Consider the following 25843-nt stretch of genomic DNA (forward strand, 5'->3'; position numbering starts at 1 on the left):
AAAACAGTGATGGTTCAAATATAATAACTTGGCGGATAAAAGCACTATTATTTATTTATTGACGGCTGAAGCGGAATTATATTATCCCGGATGGTAAATTGTTCCCCCTGGGCTTTCAATTTCCTTTCTGCAATCGCTGTAACACGTAAGGCGCAATAACGGCCTTTGCACTTTCAATGCCCGGATGGATGCCGTCAGGAACATATTTTAAATACTCATTTTTTCCATGGTCAAGTATTTTCCTCCAGCGTGGGTAATGGTCAATCAACAATAGCTTTCTTTCTGAAGCAACCTGCCGGTAAACTTCGTAATAGGCTAAAATATTGGGGCGGGCATCGGCATGAACATTAATGGGGATGTTCATAATTTGCAATATCACTTCACATTGCGGATTATAAAGCTTTAGCCTGTCAATCATATAGTTAAGATTCAGCTTTGCCAAATCGGGCGATGTTTTGTATTTCAGGAAGGCATCATTCATACCAAATTCAATTATCACAGCATCCGGTTTTTTGTTAATTACACTGTCTTCAAAGTTCTGTACTCCCCACCCCGACCACATTGCACTTTTAGCGGCATTAACCGTTGTTAAATTATTGTTGTATTTCTTATTCAGCGAATCGTTAACGGCATTTACCCATGCCCTGCCACCCTCACCGGCGGTTAAACTTGTACCGTAGGTTACCAACAACTGGTGTTTACCGGCCGCAAGATTTTTTATCAGCAGAGATTGGGCATAAGCAAACTGCGCTATAAACAAAGACGCAATTAACAGGTAAATAGAATTTAGCTTCATTTTTCAAATATACAGCTTGATCCTAATAAATATCCACTACCGTTGCGCACCCCTACATTAATTCTACAAAATTTCGTATTTCCTGTGTAAAATATCAACCCACTTTACGCGCGAAACTCTTTTTCATAATAATTAACCAAAAATCCTGTGAATTAACCGTATCGCAACAAATAATGCTTTTAGTCGACTATCGCTTTTAAACCAAAGCAACCTCTATTTTAACGCTCGTGTAATGTGAGCAGTTCGTATCAAAACACATATAACCTATTTATAATCAATTATTTATACACATTATATAACTTTACATGCATAAACCTTAATTAGTTTACCACATACTTAAAAGTTTCCACACCCCATAAATACGGGTTGCGGGCTATTTGCCCTGATGTGGTTTGATTGAAAATATTAACCAATAACTAATACATATTATTAACCTTTAATTACTAAATTATGAAATCAAAATTCAACTCTTACTTGTTGATGGCCTTTGCCGCAGTGCTGTTTGTTTTATCCTCGTGCCTAAAGGAAAACAAAGCCGACTATGGGCCAAAGCCAGTGGATCTATCATCAAAAAACACAGAAACGGCCCTGCCGGTAACTGCAGCAACTTTTAAAGTAATAGGTTATATGCCCAGTTGGGAAGGCGATGTAAATACAGTTCAATACAGTAAGCTCACACACATTAACTACGCGTTCCTTATCCCAAATACCAATGGCAGCCTGCAAGCGCTGGATAACACACCTAAATTTACCAGCCTTGTCACCACTGCTCATAACAACGGTGTTAAGGTGATGATATCCGTGGGCGGAGGTGGCGGCGGCGATGCCTTCCATACAATTGTTGCCAGCTCCGGCACGCGCACCGTTTTTGTAAACAACATGGTGAGTTTTGTGAGCCAATATAACGCCGATGGTGTGGACGTAGACTGGGAGTTCCCGTCTGCCGGTGCCGAGGCCAGTAATTTTTTATTGATGATGCAGCAATTAGCCACCGCTATGCATAACAATGGCAAGCTTTGCACTATTGCCGTTATCTCAACCGGCGCAACGTACATCACCAGCGGCATGTTTACGGCGCTTGATTGGTTGAATATAATGGATTACGACGACAATAATTTCCAGCACTCCACCTACCAATCAGCCGTTGATTGTTTGAATTATTGGGCCGGCAGGGGTTTGCCTGTTGAGAAGACAATTTTGGGCATTCCGTTTTATGGCCGCGACAACCGCTACGATTACGCAACCGTTAACTACAATGTGATTTTGTCGCAAGGCGGCAGCCCCAATTCGGATACCTTTCAAACCATCGGCTACAACGGCATTCCTACTATCACCAGCAAAACAAACCTTGCATTTACCAATGGAATTGGAGGCATGATGATTTGGGAACTGGCCGGCGATGCTACGGGCGCCAACTCGTTGTTATCGGCTATTCATAATGTTATAGTGGCTCATTCAGGCGGCGGCACAGGTGCCCCTATCGGCCAAAACATTACATTGAAAGGCTTCAATAACCTATATGTAAGCGGCGAAAACGGCACCCAGGCCATGAATTGCAACCGCCCTACCCCGCAAGCCTGGGAAACATTTACCGTAGTTGATGCCGGTGGCGGCAAAATTGCGTTACGCAGCCAGGGCAAATATGTATCGTCGGAAAATGGTACACAGGCCATAACCTGTAACCGCGCCACTTTTAGCGACTGGGAAAAATTCGATTGGATAACAACCGCCGATGGTAAGGTTACGCTACGTGGCAATAACGGCAAGTTTATCTCCAGCGAAAACGGCACACAACCCATGACCTGTAACCGCGCCACCGCCGCAGGGTGGGAAGCGTTTGGGGTAAATCAGTAATTCAGGATAAAGTCATCAAAAAAGGCCCGCAAAATAATGCGGGCCTCGTTTATTTTTTACTGTGTTGCTACCTGTTTTTCATCACACGCATACTCGATATCTTGTCGTTCCAGTCAGGCGGCAGGCAGTCGATATCATTGGTATAAGTTATGCTGGCTCCCCTGTAATTATCATCCTGGTAAACGGTAACCGACCAACCCCACGGTATTTTTAACGAGGATATTTTATCATTACCAACGCCAAGCTGGTAATCGCGGTACCAACCTTCGCCAAATGATTGACTTTCGCTTCTATAGTTACAATCCTTGTAAACAACAACGGGGTTGTTAACATAGTAATTGCTTAACCTGCTGATGCGCATGCTCGATATCCTGTCGTTCCAGCCTTGAGGCATGCAATCAACCGTATGGGTAAATACCCGGCTAGCGCCCCCAAAGTTATTGTCTTCGTAAACTGTAACTATCCAGCCGCGTGGTATCTTTAACGACGACATTTTTTCGTTGCCCACCCCAAGTTCGTCAGCCCGAAAATTACCCTCGCCAAAAGCTTTGCTTACACTTTGAAAATTACAATCCCGGTAAACAACAACCTGGTCGTCATTATTGTAATTATAATTGTTGTTATTATAATTATTGTAGTCGCCTCTTCTGCTAACCTTTATGCTCGATATCCGGTCATTCCAGTTCGGCGGCAGGCAATCAATGGTACCAGTATACACCTGGCTCTGTCCCTGGAAGTTGTCGTGCTCGTAAACAGTAACTGTCCAGCCCATCGGTATCCTGATCGAGGAGATTTCATCATTGCCAATACCCAATTGGTAATTACGGAATGAGCCCTCGCCCAATACTGCGCGCTGCCCCTTAAAATAACAATCCTGGTAAACCACAACCTCCCCCTCGCGATAATTCCCGAAGCTATTGTCGCGCCTGATGTGTATGCTTGATATTTCGTCGTTCCAATCATCGGGTAAGCAATCAACCGCTGTATTATACGACCGTCGCTCGCCCTGGAAACCATCATCCTCGTAAATGGTTATTATCCAACCTTTTGGCACCCATATGGATGATATTTCATCGTTGCCAATACCCAGTTGGTTAACCGTATACCACCCCTCCTCAAACGATTGCGCCTGACCTTTAAAACCGCAATCGCGGTAAACGGTAACCCTGTTGTTGTAATTTTGGGCGAAAACGCTACAAAGCAGGAAGTTGAGCGCAATTGAAAGGACTAGTTTTAGTCTCATAAAAATGATATTATTTAGTAGTTGAAAATAATAATATTTTGTGAAACCAACCTGATTTTTAATAAGAAATGATAATTACATCTTTATCGCCAACGTTTCTTCTATTTGCTTAACTAAATTAACTTAGCAAATCATACCATCCACTATGCTATTCCATTTCAAAGACAAATTTCCGCAACTAACTGCATATTGGGATAGATACCTGCCGCTGCAAAAGCGGATGGAAGTACCGGCGAAAACAGTATTGCTGGAGGAGGGAAAAACATCATCCAATTACATATTCATAGAAAAAGGCTGCGTACGGCTAGCTTTTAACAATAACGGCACCGATAAAACAGTACAATTTTTTTTCGAGAACGAAGGACTTACTTCTCTTGAAAGCTTTTTGAAAAACACACCAAGCCTTTTTACTATCGAAACGATTGAACCATCAGTAATATACGCTCTACCCAAAAAGCACTTCCAGGATTTGATGACTGAATTAAGTGGCGAACCCGGTTTTGTGGATATAATTTTAAATATCTTTGCCGAACGACAACTCCATTATATGCACGAATTTGTTTCGTTTATAAAAGATACGCCCGAACAACGGTACCAAAACCTTTTAAATGAGCGGCCGCATATCGTTCAACGGGTTCCACAGCATTATATCGCCTCTTACCTCGGTATCAGCGGGTACATTTAAGCAGGATAAAAAGCGCACTTGCCAGGAAGCGGTAGTCTTGAGTTAAAATCTTTAATCAAGATTTTCCGAAATGCGACTTGGGGTTTTCGGCTCAGGATTTTTGACTTCACTTGGTAACATATGTTATCGTCTGCCCTTCCGCATCAGCCTAATTTTGTCTCTACAAAAAATCAAAAAAAAATGAAAGCAGCAGTAATGTACCAAAAAGGAGAACTACCCCAATATACAGATTTCCAGGAGCCAACCGCTCAAAACAACGACGAAGTATTAGTAGCCGTGAAGGCCGTTGCTATAAAACATTTTGATAAAGGCAGGGCAACAGGCAAACACTACTCAAGCTATACACCCCGGGACGACGGGCGCGTAATTGGTGGCGATGGCGTTTGCCTGATGGACGACGGCACCCGGGTATATGGAATGGGTGTAAGCGGGATGCTTGCCGAAAAGGCCCTCGTTGAAAAAGATAGAATTGTAAAACTTCCGGCTGGAGTAAGCGATGCAGCCGCAGCGGCACTGGCCAATGCCGTTATTGGTTCGGCTATGGGCCTGAAATTTAAAGCTGATATCCAACCGGGAGATGTCGTGTTAATTAATGGTGCTACCGGGTTTACCGGCCGGGTAGCTGTTCAAATTGCAAAGCACTACGGCGCAAAAAAAGTAATTGCGACTGGGAGAAATCAACAATCGCTGCAGGATTTATTGGCGCTCGGCGCCGATGAAATAATTTCTGTTAAACAGGATGGTGAAAGTTTTATTACCCTGATAAAAGCTATCCACAAAGCAACACCCATTGATGTGATCATCGACTACCTTTGGGGCCATACAGCCGAAATGATACTGACCAGCCTGGCCGGCAGAGGCTCTTTTACAAACAAAACCCGGTTTGTTTCGGTAGGCAGCATGAGTGGTGACATTATCCAGCTATCTGCTGCAAACCTGCGTAGTGTTGATTTACAGTTGACAGGCTCCGGCCTGGGCAGTTGGTCAAAGCCGCAAGTAGCTAAACTTTTCTCGGAAATTTTACCGGAAATGTTTCAACTGGCTGCTGACGGGAACCTAAAGGTTGAAACCATTGAAGTTAAGCTGGAGAATATAGCCGAACTTTGGAATCTTGATGTCCCTGACGGGCGGCGGTTAGTGGTTTCAATATAAATTATATAAACGTCTGCGGGTAATCCGTTACCCGCAGACGTTTGTTTCAATAGATTAGTTAAACGATCGCGTGAACTCCAAAGGCGAAAGATTTGTCTTCGTTTTAAACAACTTGCAGAACGACTGCGGGTGTTCAAACCCTAGTTCATATACAATTTCGCTTACCGATAAGGCAGTTGTGGATAATCTTTCCTTAGCTTTCTGCATTAACTTGTCGTGTATGCACTAACGCTTCGGTAAGTGGCTTGCTGATGTGTCCTAATGAACCTGTTACTATGATTTTCATATTCCTGTTTTTTGATACCACAAAGGTGGACAGGAATAAATGGGGTGATGTAGCCTAATCTGCGGTTGTTGTAGCCAAAAAAAGATTTGCTGTTGTGTTACTTACCACGAAATTTTTTGTTTTAAAATTAATTTTAGTAAATTAGCTTGTGAAATCTCGGTAGGTGAAAATCAAGCAAAAAACTCATCTATCGTATAAATTAACCCTAAACAACCTTACCATGAAAAAACTGCCTGTTATTACCCTGTTGCTTGTAATTGTATGTAAAACCACCCTGTTGAGTGCACAAAATAACCTTACAAAGATTTACGACGCAGCAACAAAACTCTCGATGATTGCCGATAGTACCCAAAACATCGATACATTAATGACTTTAACGCCGTCGAACCCCGTGCTAAAGTGGAAAACAATCAACGGCAAAAACTATGTATTAATGGCATCATTTACCAATTACCTAAAAGCCTACCCCGTAGGCGATTCAACAACGACTACCAGGGAGACCTGGATGTTTATCCCTGGCCAGATGCAGGGCCGGCTACGTAATATTATGCGGCCAAAAACCGATACAATTTTGAAGCTAAATGAAATGCTTGGCCTTCCCCCGGTATCTGGTTACACCCATATCGCACAATACTGGGTGCAGGTCGACAGCGTTTTCAGGCCTGCCGGGAGTCAGATCGTTACGGCACCAAAAGCTTCGGGGACGTTGTCTTTAAATGCGACCCCGCGATACAAACTTTGGTTTAACAACAAAATTATCTCGTCATATTTCCAACCGCTTACAGGTACACAGGTCTATTATCCGTGGACCCGCATGGGCTACACCTACAATTGGGCGCCGGGCTCCAACCGGGTTGGGGTAAGCGAATTTGTATTAAACGCGAATTCAGGAATATGGGTGGAAGCTGTTTATAAAGCCAGCGACTACTTTAAAAATTAGATTTAAGCAAAAAAGTAAAAATAACAAGGGCCGGTGATCCCCGGTTTTTTTGTTCAGTGGATTTCGATTGGGCTGCCACGTGAACTTCGCAAAAGTTGCGTTATGTACCAATTCTCAAACACGATAATATCAAGCAAACGAAATTCGATATTTTTGATGACTTCCGGCCAAAAAAGCCTATTTTCACCTTGATTATAAACGCTTTAAATTATCGTAATGCATACCTACTATCTATCTCTGGTCCAAATTACCGGTAAAAAGCTGCTGTTTGTTGCAGCTTTATTTTTGTTTTTCAACAGCGCACTATACGCGCAAAAAACACTCGCATTCGCCACTGGCAGCCCCGAAGCAACAGGCGTTTCAGCCGCCGGTATTGACAGTTTCCTAAATGCAGTTGCGAAAAGCAAACATGAGTTTCATAGTTTTATGTTCCTGCGCCATGGCAAAGTAATAGCCAGTGGCTGGTGGAACCCGTACCAGGCAACGCTAAGGCACAGTCTTTACAGCTGCAGTAAAAGTTTTACCTCTACGGCCATAGGTTTCGCGGTAAGTGAAAAACGAATCACGGTAAACGATAAAGTAACCTCTTTTTTTCCGGGCAGCCTGCCGGATTCTATTAAGCCATACCTTGCGGCGCTCACAATAAAAGACCTTTTAACTATGACCGCCGGGCAAGACCCCGACCCTACTTTTAGTGTAGTAGCTAGCCAAGACGACTGGGTAAAATCATTCATGGCCTTACCTATTGTCCACAAGCCGGGCAGCCAGTTTTTATACAATACACTAGCAACATTTATGCTATCGGCAATTGTACAAAAAATAACCGGGGAAAAGGTAGTCGATTACCTTAAACCGCGCCTGTTTGATCCGTTAGGAATACAGGGTATGGATTGGGAAATTAACAAACAGGGGATTAATACAGGTGGCTGGGGGTTACGGCTGAAAACAGAAGATTTGGCTAAAATGGGCCAGCTTTACCTGCAAAAAGGCGTGTGGAACGGGAAACAGTTATTACCAAAAGAATGGATTGAGGAAGCCACCACTTTCAAAATAGACCAGGCGCCGGGGGCAGATCAAAGTAAAAAAGACGCAAGTGATTGGATGCAGGGCTATTGCTATCAATTTTGGCGCTGCCGCCACAATGCATTCAGGGCCGACGGCGCTTTCGGACAGTATATTGTGGTAATGCCCGACCAGGACGCCGTGATCGCCATCACCTCCGAAACAAGCGATATGCAGGGCGAACTTGACCTTGTGTGGAAATATTTACTGCCGGCCATGCATCCGGCTGCCTTGCCTGCCGACCCAGGGAGTGACACAAGGCTCCAAAACCATTTAGTCGCGTTGAACTTACCGCCCTTGAAAAACACGGGGAATGCTGCGAACACGGAATTCAAAAAGACCTTTTCGATACAACCCAATAATTTACACATTAGCTCAATAGCTTTTGCCGTTAACGGTAATGTTTGCCACGTTACATTAAAAAAGGACTCGGCGAACTACGAACTTAACTTTGGGGACACCAAATGGTTACCGGGCCAAACAAACCTGCAGGGCCCTGGCCTGGTAACAGCAGCCCGGGAAGATTTTTCCTTCATGGCACCTTATAAAGTAGCGGGCAGTTTCGCCTGGCAGGGCAGCCAAACGTTACAAATAAAACTATGCTACACCGAAAGCCCGCACTCGGAAACAATTACATTTCACTTCAATCAACAACAATTGGATGCAGATGTAGCGTATAGTTTTAATTACGGCAGCAATAAGATCGCGTTACATGGGGAAGCAGGAAAATAATAGCAGAGCACAATATCAATCAGCCTCACTTTTTAATTTTTTGTTTTTGCCGACAGCTGATTTGCTATCCTTCATAAATTACGCCGGATGTTGGTGTCTCCTTCAACTCAATCCGGCTCAGTTGCGGAAGTAATGGTTTAATATTAGTCCATAACCAGCTGGCCAGCATTTCTGCAGTCGGGTTCTCCAGTCCCGTAATATTGTTAAGCAAAGCATGGTCAAGGGTATCAACAATGGGTTTGACAATTGCCTTTAAATCGCCGTAGTCCAGCAACCATCCATCCGGTTGCTTTAATTCGCCTTGTGCGTAAACTGTTAAAAGATAAGTATGCCCGTGCATTTGCCTGCACTTATGCCCTTCGGGCACATTCGGCAAAAAATGCGCCGAATCGAAAGTAAATTGTTTGTATATAATCATAATAGTTATTTCCCGCCCCAACAGTAATTGTAAATAGTTAAGTCCGGGGCTTTTTAGTCCGCAAGACATAACCATCCACGTGTGGTCGGCCTTACAGCAGGAACACCCTTGCTGTTTTTTGCGAAAGTGCGAAATAACAATGGTGCAAAAAATGACCCTCGTCAGTTAGGAAACTGATTGTCTTCATATAAAAAACCAGGCCGTATGGTCAATTTTGCCAGCTATATTATCCGTACTACATGGTCTCAAACAATAAAAATAACCGGTGGGTAAGCATTTGGCTTGCAGTGGGCGTTGTTATATTAATGGTGCAGGTGTTGCTCGGCGGCATTACCCGGCTTACCGGTTCCGGGTTGTCAATAACAGAATGGCAGCCGCTACTTGGTGCCTTACCACCTATGAATGACCAGGCATGGATGAAAAGTTTCGAAAAATATCAACAGATAGCCCAGTTTAAGAAACTGAACAGCCATTTTGCCCTGGCCGACTACCAGGCCATTTTCTTCTGGGAGTGGCTGCACCGGGAATGGGCGCGCTTTATGGGTCTCGTATTTATCGTTCCATTTATATTTTTCCTAATCAAAAAAAAGATCAGCGATAAAATGAAAGGCCCGCTTATCATACTATTTTTATTGGGAGGGCTGCAGGGTGGTATTGGTTGGCTGATGGTACAAAGCGGGTTAAACGACACTGATGTGGCCGTCAGTCACATCCGGCTTGCAATTCATTTTGTTTGCGCACTGTTTTTGCTGAGCTATCTGCTGTGGTTTGCGCTTAACGTTGGGATGGCTGCCCGTAAGTCCGTAGGCTTTAACCGGCCAAACAGGCTACTGCAGCTACTGTTGGGTTTAGTGTTCTGTCAGCTTACCTACGGTGCATTTATGGCAGGCACCCACGCTGCCTTACAAGCGCCAACCTGGCCCGATATTAACGGATCAATAATCCCCCCGGGCCTGTTTACCTCCCGTAGCATCATTTATGATTTACTTTACAACCCGATGATGATTCAGTTTATTCACCGCGGCCTGGCTTACATTGTTGCCATTTTAATTATTATCTTTTTTTACCAGTCGGGGAAATTATCCCTTCGCATGCCGCTAAGGCAGTTCAGGTGGGTGCCTTTTTTGCTCGTCATTGCACAGGTAATACTCGGTATACTGGCGCTGATAAATAGTATATTCCGCTCTGGGATTTATCTCTCCGTTTTACACCAGTTTGTGGGTATGTTACTGCTCATGTCGCTTGTTACCGCAAATTTCCTGGCCAAAGCAAGAAGCGCCACATGTACAACAACATCGAAAATAAAAATTTAAGAGAATAAACCAGTCTAACTAAATATCGAAAGGCTTAAACGTTATAAAAGGAGAGGGATGGATTTGTTCACCTCTCAAACCACTTGGCTATTTAATATATTAGGCGGATTTTATTTCTTACCGACTGAAATACTCACCGCTTTTTTGTAAGGGTTAACGGTTTTATAAAGTATGTTTTAAATGAAAATGAACTGATCAAAGTACCGGCTTTTCTTTCTGACGAAGAAGCGGCAACGCTTCCATGTGCCGCACTTACTGCATGGCATGGTTTGATTGAAAAGGGTAAGATACAACCAGGGAACACTGTACTTATTCAAGGAACGGGTGGCGTATCCTTATTTTCTATTCAATTTGCAATTATGGCAGGTGCCGAAGTCATCCTGTTATCAGGCAGTGATGAGAAATTACACCTTGCTAAACAAATGGGCGTAAATCACCTGATCAATTATAAACGCCTTCCCAATTGGGAAGATGAGGTATTGAATATAACAAGTGGTAATGGGGTTAATCACGTAGTTGAAGTGGTGGGAAGCGATCACATTAATAAATCGATTGATACTGTGGCTTTGGACGGTACTATATCTATAATAGGATTAATTAATGGCTTAAAGGGGGATATCAATACTGTGAAAATTATGACCAAACAAATCAGGCTGCAAGGCATTAATGTAGGGTCAAAAGAAATGTTTAACAGAATGAATAATGCTCTGGAAATACATAATATTCACCCGATAATAGACAAAACCTACGCCTTTGAGGACGCAAAAGAGGCTTTAACTTTATTGGAACGCTCGTCGCATTTTGGAAAGCTTTGTATAAGTCTTTAAGCGTTTCCCGTTTGCAGGTAAGTCCGCAGGACCGGCACTACCTGCAATTGCAGGGTCTTGGCAAAAACGGTCAATGAATATTTTGAGGATGAATGGATCAGGTTCAATTTGGAAAGCCGCCCCAGGATCGGGGTAGTTTAATGACCAATATTTACTTTATTATCGAAAAGCTTACCTTCGCTCATCAGAATCCCTTTGAGATCATCGTTGTTGAGTTGTATTGCATAGATCGCCGAGGGCGACTTGCTGGTTGGATTGACCTTACAGTGGTGTATCTCTATAATATCAAAATCGTCCGCAACGATCACCCGGTTAAATTGCAAACAACGGATATCTTTATTGTCTAAAATAAAATCGTGGTCATATCCCTTTTTCTGCAGGTCGATGATAATATCGGTTTTATTTTGTTGGTGCAACATCGCCTAAAAATTAGAATTGGTAATAAATAAAAAAAAATGTAGCAAGACGTCGCCGACTATAAGGCTGATAAAAACAACAAAAGAAACATCTTCTTTTTCCCTGATTCGGGTGATCGTTTTTGTGATATTTTTCATCCTGATGCTGATTTAATGAATGCTTTTACCCGTTTAAATTACCGCCTGCCTTTGTGCTTGTTTTTTATTGATTTCCTGATCTTGATCTGATTTGTTCCGCTAAGCTGTCTTTAAAAATGGTATTTAGTTTTGCCGGTTTAATTTTTGATGTTTTAAAACATTGTGCCATCGCTTTATTAAGATAGCGGCTGTCTTTTTGATATTGCCTGCAAGCCCGGCACTGGATCAAATGAATTCCCAGAGCCAATTTTTCGTTATACGTTATTTTTGCAAATCGACCTTTTTCTAACAATAGTGTTATTTTTTCGCACCTGTTACTGATCTTTACGCCCATATACGGTTTGCATTAATTCCAGTTTTTTTGAAGGCAGGCGCGAAGATTAAGTTTAGCCCGGTGAATGATAACCCAATAGTTTGAAGGCGTAACCCTCAGTTCATTGCAAATGATCTGGGTAGACTGGTCATCTATATGTTTCATCCGGAAAACAGCCAGCCAAAGCTCCGGCAGTTTCAGCATACATTTTTCCAGGACCTGGTTGAATTCCTTTTCTCTGAGCGGGTCATTTTCTTCAAAACTCATATAGACCGGTTGATCTGTCTTATTCCAGCGCCCATCGTCCGGATTAAAGAAGTCCTCTACCTCCGATGGCGTTTTTGCAGGCATCCGGATAGTAAGGCCTGAGGACCTCCTTCTGTAAACGTCGAAGATCTTATTTTTCAGGATGGAGACAAGCCAGGTCCTTTCCGAGCTTCTCCCCTCGAAAGTACTGGTCCGCTCCAGCGCCGCAAGGAATGTTTCCTGCACAAGGTCCTGTGCCAGATCACTATCATTAATCCTGATAAGGGCATAATTGTACATAAAGTCCGCATGTCGCTCAACCCAATATTGAGGCTCAAGGCTACATCTATTACTGATTGGGGTACTGATGGTCTCTAAGTTTTGCATACCTTTATTTATTAAATATTGATAAAAATCCAGCCGGTTAATTTCGTGACCCTGATATGATCAGGAAACCTACCGGTACTCAGTTAAGGGACGGCTGCGGCTGTACCCCTTTGGCAAATCCTACCGTATCCCGATAGTATTGCGGTGAAACGCTCGTGTTGATTTTAAAAAACCTGCTGAAATAATATTCGTCCTTATACCCGAGCTCGTAGGCTATTAATTTTACGGCCTTATCGGTAATGTACAACTCCCTTTTTGCTTCAATAATGATCCGTTCATTGATCAAATTAGAGACAGGTCTGTTAAAGTTGGACTTTGCGATACTTGCAAGCGTTTTGGCAGAGATATTTAGCAGTTTGGTGTAATCACTCGGCGAGTGTTTTATTTTGAAATTTTCTTCAATAGCGTTCTTTAATTTTTGAAGTATAAAGAGGTCCTTATTTGCCTTCCCTGTTTCAATAGGTTGAACTGTCTGCTTTAACTTTAAGCGTGATGCAGTGATGAGGATGATCTTCAAATAGGAAACAAGTACGTCATGTTGTGCCATGGCCGAATTTTGCATTTCTTCTTTAACCTGATCGAACAGCATGGTCAGGGTATTTGTCAGATCGTCGCTTATGCTTACAAAGGGCTGGCTGTAAACATTGTTGAACAAAACCCCATTTGACTCAACTTCTTTATCATGTTTATAAATGCAAAAGAAATCGGGATGGAAGTAAAGGGCGAACCCCGTTATTTTCTCATCAAAAGTAAAAGAGAACGGCTGATAAGGTGCGAAGGCAAAAAAGGTATTATCCCCGAACTCATTGTTGTCAAAGTTGGTATCGACGGTGCCTTTACCCTTTACGATCCAGATCAGGGAAAAGAAATCGTTACGTTGTACCCCCTTAAAAAAACAGTCATCTTCGATTGTAAAATACCTTAGGGCGAGTTTGCTATTTTGCGGGTTTACGAGCGTGAATACAGATTGATTTAGCATGGTTAAGTTGTTTAAGTTATATATGGGCTTGTAATTGTTAATTTAATGACCTGTTTCGTATTTTTTTAGAATTAACGTTGCGATATGGCCGCCAAAACCAAAAGTGTTATTCATCGCGTATTTAATTTCCTTTTCCTGAAACGATCCCAAAGTGAAATTAAAACTGTCCGAATAATCATGTTCGACCTCGGTTGTATTTATCGTAGGTGGGACCCTGCTTTCTGTTATTGCTTTGATACAGATGATCGTTTCTATAACCCCTGCGGCACCCAGCAGATGCCCGGTCATGGATTTTGTGGCGCCTACATTAAGGTCAGGCCTGTTACCAAATACCCTGAATATGGCCCTTAACTCGCTCTCATCTCCCATTTGGGTCGATGTAGCATGCGCATTTATATAATCTATATCAGCGGCGCCGATCCCTGCATCTTCCAATCCGTCTAACATACCCAAATAGGCACCCTCGCCATCAGGATGGGTACCGGTTAAATGGTAAGCGTCCGCGGCCATCCCGGTCCCTGCGATCTCCGCTAAAATGGTCGCACCTCTCTTTATCGCGCATTCAAGGCTTTCTACGACCAATGCCCCTGCGCCTTCCCCCAATATAAAGCCATCCCGTTTCACATCAAAGGGCATCGATGCTGCTTTGGGATTTTCGTTATTCGTTGACAGCGCTTTTGAAGCATTAAAGCCACCTATCGAGCTTTCGTTGATCGGAGCTTCCGAGCCGCCGGTTATGATCATATCCGCTTTCCCCAGCCGTATGTAATTGCATGCATCAATGATAGCATTATTTGAGGAGGCACATGCTGACACTGTCGAAAAATTAAGGCCCCTAAAGCCATACCTTATGGAAATCGCTCCTGATGGAATGTCGGCAATGATCTTGGGGATAAAATAGGGGTTAAACCTTGGCTGCTTATTCCCGGTAACAAATTCCTCTACCTGGTCCTGAAAGGTTTGAATACCACCATTTCCGGAGCCCCAGATAACACCGACCTTATTTTTATTGAGGATATCGAAATTGATATGCGCGTTTTTTATAGCTTCTTCAGCAGCAGCGATCGCATATTGGGTGAAAAGATCAAACTTTCTGCTCTCGTTCCTTTCAAAATATAGTGACGGATTGAAGCCTTTTACTTCAGCCGCAATTTTTGTTTTAAAATTTGTTGTATCAAACCTCGTGATCGACCGGACACCGCTCTGACCGGTAATAATATTCTCCCAGAATTCAGGAACGTTGTTCCCCAGAGGTGTTATTACCCCCATTCCTGTTATTACCACCCGTTTTAATTCTTTTATCATTTCAACCTTCCAATTAGCACAAAAGCCCGATCACTATTGATCACCTCTTGTATTTTTTAATTCATTTTTTAGCCTTATTACTTCAGCCTCCAATTGCTCAATGTGTTTGCGCTGCGGTGCGAATGCCTGTTCGATCTCTTCGGCGGTATATTTTGGTGTGATATGCTGGGGGCAGTTCCAGTCATAGGCTTCCACATGGAGCACCATCATGCGCTCTGGTTTAAACTTATAACCATCGAGATCGAGTTGCCTGTACAATGCGTGGTTATCTTTAAATTCCAATATTTCCGCCCTGGCATAGATCTTTAACCGGGCTTTTGCAGGATAGTCTACCAGTATCAGCGCAACGTTATTTTTTGTTGCCATGTTCCCCACCGTGATATATTGCATGTTCCCTTTGAAATCAATGAAAGCCAGGCGTTTGGGGTCCAACACTTTCAAAAAACCTTTTGGTCCTCCCCGATGCTGGATGTATGGGAAGCCATTTTCCCCGAAACTGGCCATGTAAAAACTGTCGCGCCGGGCAATAAAATCCGCCTCTACGGGTGTTAATCCATCTAAATAGGTATCCCGCTCCATCCTGGCATAAGCAGCCCTGCTGCCCAGCTTTTCCTGCATTTCCTGCACAGGAGCTGAAAATGCAATTTCACCAAAATTCCTGGCCATGCTAATCTATGTTAAGGTTACCGTTATTTATAATCTTCTGTCAGACTCGCTGATCGCTAAATCATTGATACTGGCATATCTCCTGGCCATTAGACCATTTTCATCAAACTCCCAATTTTCGTTCCCATAAGCTCTGAACCATTGTCCATCGGAATTCTGGTATTCGTATTCAAACCGGACAGCCATGCGATTTTCGCGAAAACCCCAGAGCTCTTTCTTCAGTTTGTAATTCAGTTCCCTTTCCCACTTGTGCTTTAAGAATTCTTTTACGGCCTCACGCCCGTTAATGAAGTCGGTCCTGTTACGCCATTCCGTATCAATGGTGTATGCCAGGCACACTCTTTCCGGGTCCCTGCTGTTCCAGGCGTCTTCAGCGAGTTGTACTTTTTGCAACGCCGTTTCCATTGTAAATGGTGGCAGTGGATGTTTTTGTTCCATGTTATTAATATTTATTTATAATAAGAATCGTTGCGGATTAAGCTTGCTGGTACATGAGTTTAAATTTCGTTATTGTTATGACCGTTGCGGCCATTGATATCCCTGTGCGTGATCATCACCAATGTTCTTAATCCTGTTTTCTTTGATATTATAAAGATGCCGTTAAAAAAGCCCTGAGAAAATGGAGGAATGACGCAAACCGATGGACAATTTTTCCTGATTCATGACTATCCGGCCCTGCGGTAGCCAACCTGCTCTCTGAAGAGCTGCGGTGTCATCCCGGTATTTATTTTAAAAAAGCGGCTGAAATAATATTCATCTTCAAAACCAAGTTCGTAGGCTATTTCTTTTACCCTTTTGGACTGCGTATGCAAATTTCGTTTAGCTTCCATAATGATCCTTTCATTGATCAGGCAGGAAGGGGTCTTGTTAAAATGGGTTTTGATGATCTTCGCCAAAACTTTAGGGGACGTATGGAGTAATTCGGCATAATCACCTGAGGAGTGTTTGGTTCTGAAATTTTCCTCAATAGCCGTTTTTAATTTTTGGAGAATAAATGGGGCTTTGCCCGGCTTCGCCAGGCCGGCATTCATTGATTGCTGCTCCTGTTTTAAACGGGAAACCGCGACCAAAAATATTTTTAAATAGGATACCAGCAATTCATGCTGTGCCAATCCGCAATTTTGCATTTCGGCTGCAATTTGTTCGAATATCATTTTAAAAACGCCGGCCCCTTTCTCATCAACCTTCGTAAATGGTGACCGGCGCGGATCGTTGCCGAGTACTTCGTTGAACTGCAACTCCTTTTGATCCTTGTACATATAAAAAAAATCAGCGTGGAAATAAACTGCGATCCCTTTAACGGAGGGCTCAGCCTTTAGCTTATATGGTTGATTACAGGCGAAATTAAAGAGGCTGCCGCTTTCAAAATCATACTCATTAAAATCAGTATTAATTTTCCCCGCCCCGTTCCGTATCCAGATAAATGTAAAGCAATTCTGGCACTGGATATCGTTAGGAAGATCTGTATATTCAAGTGATATTATTTTCAAAGCGACCTCACCGGTTTGAGGGTTATTTAATGTTAATTCTGGTCGGTTGATCATCGTTGTCGTTTTGAAATAGCATTGAAATCTTTGTGGTTAATTACCTGGTACCTGTGAGTAAACCATTCACTGGCCGAACTACTTTTTTATTTTTAGATCAATTACTTAATGCCCCTTCGATTTTCTCCACCAGGGCATCTCTCGTGATCATACCCGTTACGGTCCCGATAACCTGCCCATTTTTGTAAAAGAACAATGTGGGTAATTCAATTACGCCCATCTCTTTTTTTAATAAGGGCGATTCGTCCACATCGATCTTATAAAATGATGCTTTACCGTTATACCGGTCAAACATCTCGTGGTAAATCGGCCCCATCATTTGGCACGGGCCGCTCCACGTTGCACAGAATCTTGCGATTTGCAAGCCCGGACCATTGATAACCTTTTTCCTGAAATTCGTTTTGTTCGTTATTTTTATCATCTGTGTTCATTTGTTTGGCACAATTCTTATAGCCAAATCTGGTGCCGAAAATTTACTGCTGAAATAGCGGCGATAAATTCCATATAAATAACTCATATATAAGTATTTGCTAAAATGGCTAATCCGGTTATTTAGATCATGCTTGTTGATATTTAAAAAGATTCACTTTATTTCAGGAAAAATTATCAGGTAACTGCAGCGTGCAATTGCCGATTGTTTCCGGTTATTCCGCACCTTTGATAGCCGGTTTGAAATTCACTGTTAATTCAGCTTTTTCCTTAACTTTAATGATTGATAAATTTTCCTAATTAATGATCCCTGATGGGAAAAGAGAACGAATTAGAATTTGATAACGCCCCCAGGCTCGCCAACTACACATTTCACAATTTGTATGAGGGGGTTTTTTGGACAGACCTTTACGGGCATATTCTAAAAGTAAATGACACCGCCTGTCAAATGTTAGGCTATTCAAGGGATGAATTGCAAGCGTTGAACCTGGCAGATATTGATACCTCGGAAATTTTAAACGACCTTTCTTCATTTGGCAAAAAATTGAGAGCGCAGAAAATAGTGGCCTTCGAATCCAGACAAAAACACAAAAACGACATCCTCCTGGACGTTGAGGTTACCTGCCATTACCAGGTGCATAACGACCGTGAAGTAACCTGCATCTTTGTTAGGGATATCAGTGAACGTAAACTTGCAGAGGAGCATTTAAAACTTGGGAATAGCCAATTACAGCTCTTATTAAAAGAAAGTGAAGAGCGTTTTCGGGATCTTTTCGAAGAAGCCCCGATAGCCTATCTTCATGAGGCGATAGACTCCCGTTTTATTAAAGCAAATAAAGCGGCACAGAGAATCTTAGGGATAAAACCCGAAGATGTCCCTAACTGCTACGGCGTATCCTTCATTCCCGACCTTCCCGAGGCGCAGCGGCGAATCAAAGCCGCATTGGATTCCCTTGGGAAGGGTGTGGAATCAGAAGGTGTTTTGTTGGAATTACGAAGAAAAGATAATGGTAAGCCCGTATGGATACAATGGTGGTCAAAACCGGATGACAGAGGGTTTACCCGGACTATGTTCCTCGATATAACCGACCGGGTGTTATTGGAACGGGAGCAGGCAAAGTTGCAGGCGCAAAACCAGTATTTGCAGGAAGAGATAAAGTTGAATCACAATTTTGAAGAAATTGTGAGCAATAACAAACAATTTCATAAGATATTACAGCAAATTGAACGGGTTGCCTCGACGGATGCAGCCGTTCTGATATTGGGGGAAACCGGCACCGGAAAGGAGTTACTGGCAAGAGCAGTCCATAATATCAGCAAAAGAAGTAAGCGGCCGCTGATAAAGATCAACTGCGCAAATTTACACGCTGAATTGATTGAAAGTGAACTATTCGGTCATGAACGAGGCGCTTTTACCGGTGCTATGGAGAAAAAGATCGGGCGCTTCGAACTTGCTGACGGCGGCACCATTTTTTTAGATGAGGTTGGAGAACTCCCGCTTGGCCTGCAGGCCAAATTGTTAAGGGTATTGCAAGAGGGCGAATTTGAAAGGCTTGGTAACCCTAAGACCATCAAAGTGGATGTACGGGTAATCGCAGCGACCAATCGAAACCTGGAAGAAGCTATTGAAAAAAAAGAGTTTAGGGAAGATCTGTTTTATCGCCTCAATGTTTTTCCGATTTTTTCCCCGCCTTTACGCAGCCGTAAAGAGGACATCCCACTACTTGTCAGACACTTCGTCAGAAAATATGAAAGCAAAATGGGCCGGGAGATCAAAAAAATCCCGGACAAGGTGATCAGTACGTTAATGGACTATAACTGGCCAGGCAATATCAGGGAACTGGAAAACATCATTGAAAGAGCGTTGATCCTGTCAAGCGGTGATACGCTTGAATATGGGAGTTGGGTTCCGGTTGGAAAAACAGCCGGCGGGCATGAAAACAAAAGAACGGCTCTGCTCAAGATGGATGAGGTAGAAAAAGAGCACATCCTTAATATACTGAACAAAACGAACTGGAAAGTAAGCGGAGAAAAAGGTGCGGCAAAGATTTTGGGTTTAAACCCTAATACCCTTGAATCCAGGATGAAAAAGCTTGAGATAAAGAGGGAGAACTAATATCCCGACCTACTCTGGCCGGGATCAGTTAATCCAATGGTGTAAAGCATAACGATCTGCGGCGGTATAGCGATAGGCAAAGATCACAAACAAACCAGCTTTATATTTAAAAGCCGACGTTGCCGTAATAATAGCGTATGGCATCAAATCCGATCTAAAGGACCATCGCCAGGCGGATCTGAACCAGAAAAAATTAGTAAGGCATTTGCTGGGGAAGCTCAGGCGGTGAAAGGGTATCTAATTTTTTCCGTTATTTGCGCCAATTGACAAAATTCCTGCCATTCTTTTAAAAAGGGAGCTGTCTTTAAGAAAGGCACCGATCCAAACTAAGCTCAGCAGAATAAATGCCGTTGGCATTAGGTGTTGCGAAATCTCTATTGCGCCGGCACCACCAAGGTATGCGCATAATAAGAAAAAACCTATTCTCCAGGTTGCCGGAATTAAATATAAGACTACACATGTCAGTTCAAGTAAGCCTAATAAAGGTAATGGAAAATAGGGGATAATACCCGCCTTTGTCAGATTACTTACGATGATGGCAGCACCTGCAAATTTTGCAGTAGCGCTTAATGCCAATAGTAAAGCGGGTAGCCATACCAAGATGCTTGTTGTGATCTTTTTAAGTTTCATTTTTTTTATTTGCTTAGGCTTAATTTTAAGGCAGTTAAAATTTCAGATGGCTCCACCCTGAGCCGGTAATCACCTCCCTCGGATTTAGCGAAAAGGACCTTTCCATTTTTATCAAGTATAATAACGGCAGGTACGGGCACCTCCCTTGATTGGTCATCATAAAAACTGTAAAAATCCACGCCCAGTTTTTGTGCTTCATCCACAGCTTCAACAGCGTTTTGAATGATCGTCGTAAATTGCTTCGCCACTTGATTTCCGCTGTCGCTCAGCACTTCAAATTGCAGGGCGTGTTTGGCCTGCATATCTAAGGAGCTATCAGGGTTCTGCGATGAAATGGCTATAAAATTAGCGCCCAAAGCCTTAATGTCAGGTAAGATCCTTTGATACGCGTTTAAGATCAGATTACAATAAGGGCACCAGTTGCCCCTGTAAAATGTTATTATTACCGGTCCTTCATTGAGCAGATCCTGAAGTGCAATTATTTTATTTACCGCATTGGGAAGTTGAAACAACGGAGCTTGGTCGCCAACGGATAATTTCAGTGTAGACACGTAATCCAAAGCTAATTGGTCGGCATCGTCATTAAATACGGCTAAGGATTCTTTAGGGATCATTGCGGCAAGAACTGCCTGTAATTGAATTTTTTCCTGTTCGTAAACAGGTATTTGGTTTGATTTTGACATCGTTTATTATTTTAAGGCGTCGTTATTGACAACACAAAAATGCAACGATCTCGAATGGGAAAAAATGAATTGGATTAGGAAATAAAGTTGAACTGGTTCAACTTTATTTCTTCCTGCTTCTGATCTTACTGAGGAATTCTGTCGTAAAGCCAAGGTAGGAAGCCAGCGTGTATTGCGGTACCCGGTTTACAATGGAAGGGTATTTTTGAAAAAATTCATCATATCTTTCCTCAGCGGTCTTACTTAAATTAGACAACATTCTTTTTTGAAGAAAGGCAAACGACTGTTGGGCGGCAATTCTAAAAAAACGTTCAAATTTGGGAATTGTGTCCATTAAAAGCTGTTCGGAATGGTAATCGATCTGGATGACCCTGGTGTCTTCCAACGCTTCAACAAACAATGTTGCGGGGACTTGATTAATGTAGCTGTTAAAGTCACTGATCCACCAATCTTCGATCGCAAAAGCGATCGTATGCGTTTGCCCCTTGTCATCGGCCAGGTATGCCCTCATCGCACCTTTAACGATATAAGTCCTGTACTTACAGGTAAAATCAGGTTGAACGATCATTTGCTTTTTCCTGACATTTTTCACTTTAAAAAAGGAGATCAACCGGGCTTCTTCCTCACTGGTTAGTTCAATATATTTTGCAAAATGCTTTTTAATCGGCTCAAAATCATCCACGGCATAAAAGTATATTTTTTATAGCTATTCAGATCAGGGGAGAACCCAGCACGATTCGCGTTACCAGGTCGTTTAAAATCACCTGTAAGGCTGATGTTGTTTCGCTAGCTATGATCGCTCCCGAACTGCTCATTTTATTTTTAATATCAGCGATGCTTAACGCGGAATTTGTACCCATATTGGTGCCCAGCGCAGAAAGCGTGAGCAACAGCGAGGCTAATGCCTTATCTCCCCCAGAATAAAGCGGAGACGCACTGATTGCGGCCACCGGCTTTTCGTTTAACTCCCCGGTGAAGACCAGCCAGTCCAACGCATTTTTTAATACGCCAGGTACGCCGAAAGCATATTCCGGGGTAGAAAATATGACACCATCCGCGTCTTTAATCCTTTGTTTAAAGTAAGTGACCGTTGGTATCGGATCCTTTATTTCAGGGTTGAAATGAGGTAATTTGTCAAGCCCCTGAAAGATATCGATCACGACATTTGGTGCTGCTATTTTGGCAATTGCTTTTAAAATATTCAGATTGGAAGACGTTGCTGTTAAACTTCCGGGTATGGCCAAAATCATTATTGGCTTGTTGTTTTCTATCATATGATCTTTGTTGTCCACATAGGCTTTTTGAGTGGTCGGGATGAGCGTTCCGCTATTTAGCGCCTAAAAGAGAGGTGGGTTTTAAACTTTCGTGTTGATTTTATATTCTTCAGAAAACTGATCGTCGTCCTTATCTTCCACCCAATTGTATTCGATGGTATAAGCCAGTTTTCTCGCGAATTCAACACCTTGTTGTTCACTGATGAAACCCAGCGTCATATCCATGCCCGCACTTACGCCGGACGATGTATAATATTTATCATCGACCGCCCAGCGGGCCTTTTTTATCCATTTTACATTCGGGCCCTGCGTTAACACCCAATCATAGGCTCTTTTATTGGTTGTCGCATATTTAGCATCCAGAAGCCCCGTTTTTGCAAGTAATGAGGTACCGGTACATACGGTCAGTACATAGGTGCTCAATTTTGATATTCGACAGACTTCATCGATCAGTAAAGGGTTATCAACTTCTACCCTCGTTCCATAACCTCCGGGAATCAGGAAAACATCAATTTCTTCTTTTATGGAGGACAAACGCTCTGTCATGATGGAAACGCCATGATCGTTGGTGATCAGGCCTCCTGTCAGCGAATAGAACAAAACCTGATAGTGTTCTTTGTGCCTCGCGAATATTTCTACCGGCCCGAACACGTCAAGTGTTTCGAAGTTGCCGAACATTATTACGGATATGGTCATTTTATTATTTTTAACAGCTGTAAGTTATTCCCGTCGTAAAGCTAAAAGATAAAACCGAAGGTATCCTCCGGCCTTATCTCCAGCTTTTGATCAACAGGATTACATTTTACCGGCAACATTTTCTGTGTAAAACCGGTGAATTTCTTTAGAAATATAGTCGAGGTTATCTTCAACGGCGAAATGCCCTGCATCAAGGCGGTGCATTTCCGCTTTGGGAAGATCCTTTAAAAATGCTTCGCCACCGGCCGGGGTAAAGAAAATATCTTTTTGACCCCAGAAAATGATCGTTTTGGGTTGGTTCTTGCGAAGGAATTCCTGCCACACCGGATATAATTCTACATTGGTGCGGTAATCGTAAAATAGATTTAAATTAACACGAACGGCATTCGGCCTTTGCATAAAGGCATAATCAGATTCCCAGTTATCAGGGCTGATCAGTTCGGGGTTTTTGGCGCCGAATAAATAAATGCTTTTGATGGCATCATGCGTTAAAAATGCGGCCAAAGGCTTTTCTGTTTCTGCCGATCTGTTTTTCCATAATGCTCCACGGAAACCATCCCAGGCTGCGGTAAAGCCAACTTCGTATGCGTTGGTATTTTGAATGATCAGCCAATCAAGCGCTTTTGGGTTACGGCCAACAATTCTAAAACCAACCGGGCCGCCGTAATCCTGGGCAAATAAGCCGTAATGGTCGAATCCTTTTAGTTTCAGGAAATGTTCAACAATTTGAGAAATGCCTTCAAAAGTATAATTATAAGTCGCCGGGTCAGGGATATCGCTCAAACCAAATCCGGGGTAGTCCGGTGATATTACGTGGAATTTATCAGAAAGCGATATGATCAGGTCGCGGTACTGATGTGAACCGGCCGGGAAGCCATGCAAGAGAACCAGTTTGGGACTTGCCGGATCGCCCGCCTCGCGGTAAGCGATATTCAATCCGTCTACTTTAATGCTTTTGTAGGATACCTGTGCAAATGATGCCACAGATACAAATAACAATGCTGTTATTGTAAATAGTTTAGTAAGCTTTTTCATCTTTGTTTTTTTAATTATGCCTTTATTGACACGTCAAAGATGCGGTACTTTACTATCCTTAAAAATGGATAAACGACGCAAAGAGATGGATGATTTTTTTTATAAAATATTGTTTAATAGCTATTTGCATGGATAAATCACCGAAAACATATTTGCAAATCCACCATATCCCCGGGCGGGTACTGTGACTATTTTTCAGCATAAATAATAAAGGCATTTGAATCAACCATCGTGCTGCCCTCGGGGTATTTTTGATCGATCGACTGAATGACCTCGGCCTTTATTTTTGCTTTAACTTCCGGGTCAACTTTGCTTAATGCCGCAGCCACCGGCCCTGCTACTTCGTTCATGAAATTCCAGTAGCCTTCGGCGTTCCCGCAATCTAATTTACCATAGATTTCGGTTTCGGAGATATTTTTAAAACCCGACTTCAGAAGCAATTCGGACATATACCCGTTCGCCGCACACCGGAACATACTTGGGGCGCCCGGAACAGGCGCGGGCATCTGAATATTTTTACCAATGCATCCCATTATTGCTGTAACCCAAAAATTCTTTTCGGGTACATTCCAAACAGAAGTAGCCATTCTTCCTCCAGGTTTTAGTACACGAAGCATCTCTTTAGCCGCTAAATCCATGTCAGGAAAGAACATAAAGCCAAAACGACAACTTATCGCATCAAAAGTATTATCAGCAAATGGCAGTTCACTAACCTCGCAGGTGATGGTCTCTACGTTTTTGATTCCCCTTCGCATTGCATTTTCACGGGCAATTTCGACCATGTTCTCAGCAATGTCGGTAACATAAACTTTCCCACCACTAAGCATTGTTGCTATAGTCAAACCAGGTTCGCCCGTTCCCGCAGCAATGTCAAGCACGATGTCTCCACCGGATGGTTGCAGGACCCGGATGATCTCGTCGCCCATAGGTTTTAAGAAATCCATCGTCATCCCGTCCCATTTTTTCCAGCCGGATGATATCTTATTCCAGGAGTCTTTCTGTTGCTGACGGATTAATTCAAATTGAGTTGTCATTTTAATGGAGGTTTATGATGCTGATTTTAGAATTTGCGTTAATGTAATGTGCTGATTGTCTGGAAATTTAATTATTTTATTTAATAACTAATTGGCCTTTGAGAATTAAATATGGAATTTTGTGATTAATATCAGTTGTTCGGTAATCAAAAATTCTATTAGACTATTTGTTGCGGCGATCAATGACTTCGTCCACGGAATATTTCCCGCTGCCATTTACAAATATTGCAAGTGCAAGCCCTATCGCCAATATATGATATTCAAAGCCTTCGCCTTTTTGATTACCCAACCAGTTCATAAAAAATCCATTGTGAATATGGGAAGTGAATATAATACCGGTCATTAAAATGATCGTTAGCGCCGACCATATCCTGCTGCCTGCACCAGCTACGATTGCGATTGATCCGGCGAACTCAATAACAATTACTAACAACCCGATTAACCACGGCAAATGTAATGTGCCTGTGAAAAACGACATTGTCCCGTTAAAGCCGTAGCCGCCAAACAAACCCAGAGCTTTCTGAGCGCCATGTGGTAATAAAATTAGTCCCAAAGTCAGACGGGTGATTACACCTGTCCAATCATCATTTGTTTTAAAAATTAGTTTTTTCATTATTTTAATTTTAATAATTGTAATTGAAACA

General features: G+C 42.6%; 28 protein-coding genes and 1 pseudogene. 8 read left to right on the plus strand and 21 right to left on the minus strand.

Annotated features, from left to right (window positions below; translation table 11 throughout):
* Nucleotides 1–115 precede the first annotated feature (115 nt).
* On the minus strand, nt 116–796 hold the full coding sequence (locus tag NAF19_RS13800) for an SGNH/GDSL hydrolase family protein (RefSeq protein WP_252790647.1): 681 nt from the start codon (nt 794–796) through the stop codon (nt 116–118).
* Nucleotides 797–1246: 450 nt separating this feature from the next.
* On the opposite strand from NAF19_RS13800, the gene NAF19_RS13805 reads away from it, so the two are divergent.
* The gene (locus tag NAF19_RS13805) at nt 1247–2650 is read left to right on the plus strand and encodes a glycosyl hydrolase family 18 protein (RefSeq protein ID WP_252790648.1); all 1404 of its coding nucleotides are present in this window, start codon (nt 1247–1249) and stop codon (nt 2648–2650) included.
* 67 nt (nt 2651–2717) lie between these two features.
* On the opposite strand, the gene NAF19_RS13810 is transcribed toward NAF19_RS13805, so the two are convergent.
* Nucleotides 2718–3893 carry a beta/gamma crystallin-related protein gene (locus tag NAF19_RS13810; RefSeq protein ID WP_252790649.1) on the minus strand — a complete coding sequence of 392 codons (1176 nt, stop codon included), beginning with the start codon at nt 3891–3893 and terminating at the stop codon, nt 2718–2720.
* 145 nt (nt 3894–4038) lie between these two features.
* On the opposite strand from NAF19_RS13810, the gene NAF19_RS13815 reads away from it, so the two are divergent.
* Together NAF19_RS13815 and NAF19_RS13820 are read left to right on the plus strand one after the other, a co-directional pair.
* On the plus strand, nt 4039–4578 hold the full coding sequence (locus NAF19_RS13815; protein WP_252790650.1) for a Crp/Fnr family transcriptional regulator: 540 nt from the start codon (nt 4039–4041) through the stop codon (nt 4576–4578).
* A gap of 180 nt (nt 4579–4758) precedes the next feature.
* Nucleotides 4759–5730: a quinone oxidoreductase family protein gene (locus NAF19_RS13820; RefSeq protein WP_252790651.1), complete on the plus strand. Its 972-nt coding sequence runs from the start codon at nt 4759–4761 to the stop codon at nt 5728–5730.
* Between the two features lie 54 nt (nt 5731–5784).
* On the opposite strand, the pseudogene NAF19_RS13825 reads toward NAF19_RS13820, so the two are convergent.
* Nucleotides 5785–5952: pseudogene (locus NAF19_RS13825) on the minus strand (helix-turn-helix domain-containing protein); the annotation flags it as partial.
* 284 nt (nt 5953–6236) lie between these two features.
* Here NAF19_RS13825 and NAF19_RS13830 point away from each other — a divergent pair.
* Both NAF19_RS13830 and NAF19_RS13835 read left to right on the plus strand, forming a co-directional pair.
* Complete coding sequence (locus NAF19_RS13830) at nt 6237–6956, plus strand: hypothetical protein (protein WP_252790652.1); 720 nt, start codon at nt 6237–6239, stop codon at nt 6954–6956.
* A 216-nt stretch (nt 6957–7172) separates the two neighbouring features.
* A complete protein-coding gene (locus NAF19_RS13835) occupies nt 7173–8750 on the plus strand; it encodes a serine hydrolase domain-containing protein (RefSeq protein ID WP_252790653.1) in 1578 nt (525 codons plus the stop codon).
* Nucleotides 8751–8814: 64 nt separating this feature from the next.
* On the opposite strand, the gene queD is transcribed toward NAF19_RS13835, so the two are convergent.
* Nucleotides 8815–9168: a 6-carboxytetrahydropterin synthase QueD gene (gene queD / locus NAF19_RS13840; RefSeq protein WP_252790654.1), complete on the minus strand. Its 354-nt coding sequence runs from the start codon at nt 9166–9168 to the stop codon at nt 8815–8817.
* 239 nt (nt 9169–9407) lie between these two features.
* Here queD and NAF19_RS13845 point away from each other — a divergent pair, with 239 nt between their 5' ends.
* Entirely contained in the window at nt 9408–10481 is a 1074-nt protein-coding gene (locus NAF19_RS13845) for a COX15/CtaA family protein (RefSeq protein ID WP_252790655.1), read from the plus strand.
* A 269-nt stretch (nt 10482–10750) separates the two neighbouring features.
* A complete protein-coding gene (locus tag NAF19_RS13850) occupies nt 10751–11308 on the plus strand; it encodes a zinc-dependent alcohol dehydrogenase family protein (RefSeq protein WP_252790656.1) in 558 nt (185 codons plus the stop codon).
* A gap of 137 nt (nt 11309–11445) precedes the next feature.
* On the opposite strand, the gene NAF19_RS13855 is transcribed toward NAF19_RS13850, so the two are convergent.
* The 9 genes from NAF19_RS13855 to NAF19_RS13895 form a co-directional block, all read right to left on the minus strand.
* The gene (locus NAF19_RS13855; RefSeq protein ID WP_252790657.1) at nt 11446–11727 is read right to left on the minus strand and encodes a hypothetical protein; all 282 of its coding nucleotides are present in this window, start codon (nt 11725–11727) and stop codon (nt 11446–11448) included.
* 199 nt (nt 11728–11926) lie between these two features.
* Nucleotides 11927–12196: a hypothetical protein gene (locus tag NAF19_RS13860; RefSeq protein WP_252790658.1), complete on the minus strand. Its 270-nt coding sequence runs from the start codon at nt 12194–12196 to the stop codon at nt 11927–11929.
* 12 nt (nt 12197–12208) lie between these two features.
* Entirely contained in the window at nt 12209–12808 is a 600-nt protein-coding gene (locus NAF19_RS13865; RefSeq protein WP_252790659.1) for a sigma-70 family RNA polymerase sigma factor, read from the minus strand.
* Nucleotides 12809–12887: 79 nt separating this feature from the next.
* A complete protein-coding gene (locus NAF19_RS13870; protein WP_252790660.1) occupies nt 12888–13787 on the minus strand; it encodes a helix-turn-helix domain-containing protein in 900 nt (299 codons plus the stop codon).
* A 42-nt stretch (nt 13788–13829) separates the two neighbouring features.
* On the minus strand, nt 13830–15092 hold the full coding sequence (gene fabF, locus NAF19_RS13875) for a beta-ketoacyl-ACP synthase II (RefSeq protein ID WP_252790661.1): 1263 nt from the start codon (nt 15090–15092) through the stop codon (nt 13830–13832).
* Nucleotides 15093–15125: 33 nt separating this feature from the next.
* Entirely contained in the window at nt 15126–15758 is a 633-nt protein-coding gene (locus tag NAF19_RS13880) for a pyridoxamine 5'-phosphate oxidase family protein (protein ID WP_252790662.1), read from the minus strand.
* Nucleotides 15759–15785: 27 nt separating this feature from the next.
* Entirely contained in the window at nt 15786–16196 is a 411-nt protein-coding gene (locus NAF19_RS13885) for a nuclear transport factor 2 family protein (protein WP_252790663.1), read from the minus strand.
* Between the two features lie 227 nt (nt 16197–16423).
* Nucleotides 16424–17302, minus strand: coding sequence for a helix-turn-helix domain-containing protein (locus tag NAF19_RS13890; protein WP_252790664.1), 879 nt, complete (start codon nt 17300–17302; stop codon nt 16424–16426).
* Nucleotides 17303–17399: 97 nt separating this feature from the next.
* Nucleotides 17400–17723 (minus strand): thioredoxin family protein, encoded by a 324-nt coding sequence (locus NAF19_RS13895; protein WP_252790665.1) that lies wholly within the window; start codon nt 17721–17723, stop codon nt 17400–17402.
* A gap of 321 nt (nt 17724–18044) precedes the next feature.
* Between NAF19_RS13895 and NAF19_RS13900 the strand changes: the two genes are divergently transcribed.
* On the plus strand, nt 18045–19847 hold the full coding sequence (locus NAF19_RS13900; protein ID WP_252790666.1) for a sigma 54-interacting transcriptional regulator: 1803 nt from the start codon (nt 18045–18047) through the stop codon (nt 19845–19847).
* A 237-nt stretch (nt 19848–20084) separates the two neighbouring features.
* Here NAF19_RS13900 and NAF19_RS13905 read toward each other — a convergent pair whose 3' ends face one another.
* The 8 genes from NAF19_RS13905 to NAF19_RS13940 form a co-directional block, all read right to left on the minus strand.
* Nucleotides 20085–20477 carry a hypothetical protein gene (locus tag NAF19_RS13905; RefSeq protein WP_252790667.1) on the minus strand — a complete coding sequence of 131 codons (393 nt, stop codon included), beginning with the start codon at nt 20475–20477 and terminating at the stop codon, nt 20085–20087.
* Nucleotides 20478–20482: 5 nt separating this feature from the next.
* Nucleotides 20483–21160: a peroxiredoxin-like family protein gene (locus NAF19_RS13910; protein ID WP_252790668.1), complete on the minus strand. Its 678-nt coding sequence runs from the start codon at nt 21158–21160 to the stop codon at nt 20483–20485.
* Nucleotides 21161–21263: 103 nt separating this feature from the next.
* Nucleotides 21264–21842 (minus strand): Crp/Fnr family transcriptional regulator, encoded by a 579-nt coding sequence (locus tag NAF19_RS13915; RefSeq protein ID WP_252790669.1) that lies wholly within the window; start codon nt 21840–21842, stop codon nt 21264–21266.
* A 28-nt stretch (nt 21843–21870) separates the two neighbouring features.
* Nucleotides 21871–22410, minus strand: a complete 540-nt coding sequence (locus NAF19_RS13920; RefSeq protein ID WP_252790670.1) for an NAD(P)H-dependent oxidoreductase — start codon at nt 22408–22410, stop codon at nt 21871–21873.
* 105 nt (nt 22411–22515) lie between these two features.
* Complete coding sequence (locus NAF19_RS13925; RefSeq protein ID WP_252790671.1) at nt 22516–23130, minus strand: DJ-1/PfpI family protein; 615 nt, start codon at nt 23128–23130, stop codon at nt 22516–22518.
* A 99-nt stretch (nt 23131–23229) separates the two neighbouring features.
* Nucleotides 23230–24165, minus strand: coding sequence for an alpha/beta fold hydrolase (locus tag NAF19_RS13930; RefSeq protein ID WP_252790672.1), 936 nt, complete (start codon nt 24163–24165; stop codon nt 23230–23232).
* A 188-nt stretch (nt 24166–24353) separates the two neighbouring features.
* Entirely contained in the window at nt 24354–25199 is an 846-nt protein-coding gene (locus NAF19_RS13935; RefSeq protein WP_252790673.1) for a class I SAM-dependent methyltransferase, read from the minus strand.
* A 163-nt stretch (nt 25200–25362) separates the two neighbouring features.
* Nucleotides 25363–25812: a DoxX family protein gene (locus NAF19_RS13940; protein ID WP_252790674.1), complete on the minus strand. Its 450-nt coding sequence runs from the start codon at nt 25810–25812 to the stop codon at nt 25363–25365.
* Nucleotides 25813–25843 lie beyond the last annotated feature (31 nt).

It is taken from the genome of Mucilaginibacter flavidus (genome assembly GCF_024055575.1).
In the GTDB taxonomy this organism is placed as follows: Bacteria; Bacteroidota; Bacteroidia; order Sphingobacteriales; family Sphingobacteriaceae; genus Mucilaginibacter; species Mucilaginibacter flavidus.

What these genes read in the sequence shown, in the direction of transcription:
- NAF19_RS13800 (WP_252790647.1), bottom strand. Translation starts at nt 796, where the DNA reads ATGAAGCTAAATTCTATTTACCTGTTAATTGCGTCTTTGTTTATAGCG.
- NAF19_RS13805 (WP_252790648.1), top strand. Translation starts at nt 1,247, where the DNA reads ATGAAATCAAAATTCAACTCTTACTTGTTGATGGCCTTTGCCGCAGTG.
- NAF19_RS13810 (WP_252790649.1), bottom strand. Translation starts at nt 3,893, where the DNA reads ATGAGACTAAAACTAGTCCTTTCAATTGCGCTCAACTTCCTGCTTTGT.
- NAF19_RS13815 (WP_252790650.1), top strand. Translation starts at nt 4,039, where the DNA reads ATGCTATTCCATTTCAAAGACAAATTTCCGCAACTAACTGCATATTGG.
- NAF19_RS13820 (WP_252790651.1), top strand. Translation starts at nt 4,759, where the DNA reads ATGAAAGCAGCAGTAATGTACCAAAAAGGAGAACTACCCCAATATACA.
- NAF19_RS13830 (WP_252790652.1), top strand. Translation starts at nt 6,237, where the DNA reads ATGAAAAAACTGCCTGTTATTACCCTGTTGCTTGTAATTGTATGTAAA.
- NAF19_RS13835 (WP_252790653.1), top strand. Translation starts at nt 7,173, where the DNA reads ATGCATACCTACTATCTATCTCTGGTCCAAATTACCGGTAAAAAGCTG.
- queD (WP_252790654.1), bottom strand. Translation starts at nt 9,168, where the DNA reads ATGATTATATACAAACAATTTACTTTCGATTCGGCGCATTTTTTGCCG.
- NAF19_RS13845 (WP_252790655.1), top strand. Translation starts at nt 9,408, where the DNA reads ATGGTCTCAAACAATAAAAATAACCGGTGGGTAAGCATTTGGCTTGCA.
- NAF19_RS13855 (WP_252790657.1), bottom strand. Translation starts at nt 11,727, where the DNA reads ATGTTGCACCAACAAAATAAAACCGATATTATCATCGACCTGCAGAAA.
- NAF19_RS13860 (WP_252790658.1), bottom strand. Translation starts at nt 12,196, where the DNA reads ATGGGCGTAAAGATCAGTAACAGGTGCGAAAAAATAACACTATTGTTA.
- NAF19_RS13865 (WP_252790659.1), bottom strand. Translation starts at nt 12,808, where the DNA reads ATGCAAAACTTAGAGACCATCAGTACCCCAATCAGTAATAGATGTAGC.
- NAF19_RS13870 (WP_252790660.1), bottom strand. Translation starts at nt 13,787, where the DNA reads ATGCTAAATCAATCTGTATTCACGCTCGTAAACCCGCAAAATAGCAAA.
- fabF (WP_252790661.1), bottom strand. Translation starts at nt 15,092, where the DNA reads ATGATAAAAGAATTAAAACGGGTGGTAATAACAGGAATGGGGGTAATA.
- NAF19_RS13880 (WP_252790662.1), bottom strand. Translation starts at nt 15,758, where the DNA reads ATGGCCAGGAATTTTGGTGAAATTGCATTTTCAGCTCCTGTGCAGGAA.
- NAF19_RS13885 (WP_252790663.1), bottom strand. Translation starts at nt 16,196, where the DNA reads ATGGAACAAAAACATCCACTGCCACCATTTACAATGGAAACGGCGTTG.
- NAF19_RS13890 (WP_252790664.1), bottom strand. Translation starts at nt 17,302, where the DNA reads ATGATCAACCGACCAGAATTAACATTAAATAACCCTCAAACCGGTGAG.
- NAF19_RS13895 (WP_252790665.1), bottom strand. Translation starts at nt 17,723, where the DNA reads ATGATAAAAATAACGAACAAAACGAATTTCAGGAAAAAGGTTATCAAT.
- NAF19_RS13900 (WP_252790666.1), top strand. Translation starts at nt 18,045, where the DNA reads ATGGGAAAAGAGAACGAATTAGAATTTGATAACGCCCCCAGGCTCGCC.
- NAF19_RS13905 (WP_252790667.1), bottom strand. Translation starts at nt 20,477, where the DNA reads ATGAAACTTAAAAAGATCACAACAAGCATCTTGGTATGGCTACCCGCT.
- NAF19_RS13910 (WP_252790668.1), bottom strand. Translation starts at nt 21,160, where the DNA reads ATGTCAAAATCAAACCAAATACCTGTTTACGAACAGGAAAAAATTCAA.
- NAF19_RS13920 (WP_252790670.1), bottom strand. Translation starts at nt 22,410, where the DNA reads ATGATTTTGGCCATACCCGGAAGTTTAACAGCAACGTCTTCCAATCTG.
- NAF19_RS13925 (WP_252790671.1), bottom strand. Translation starts at nt 23,130, where the DNA reads ATGACCATATCCGTAATAATGTTCGGCAACTTCGAAACACTTGACGTG.
- NAF19_RS13930 (WP_252790672.1), bottom strand. Translation starts at nt 24,165, where the DNA reads ATGAAAAAGCTTACTAAACTATTTACAATAACAGCATTGTTATTTGTA.
- NAF19_RS13935 (WP_252790673.1), bottom strand. Translation starts at nt 25,199, where the DNA reads ATGACAACTCAATTTGAATTAATCCGTCAGCAACAGAAAGACTCCTGG.
- NAF19_RS13940 (WP_252790674.1), bottom strand. Translation starts at nt 25,812, where the DNA reads ATGAAAAAACTAATTTTTAAAACAAATGATGATTGGACAGGTGTAATC.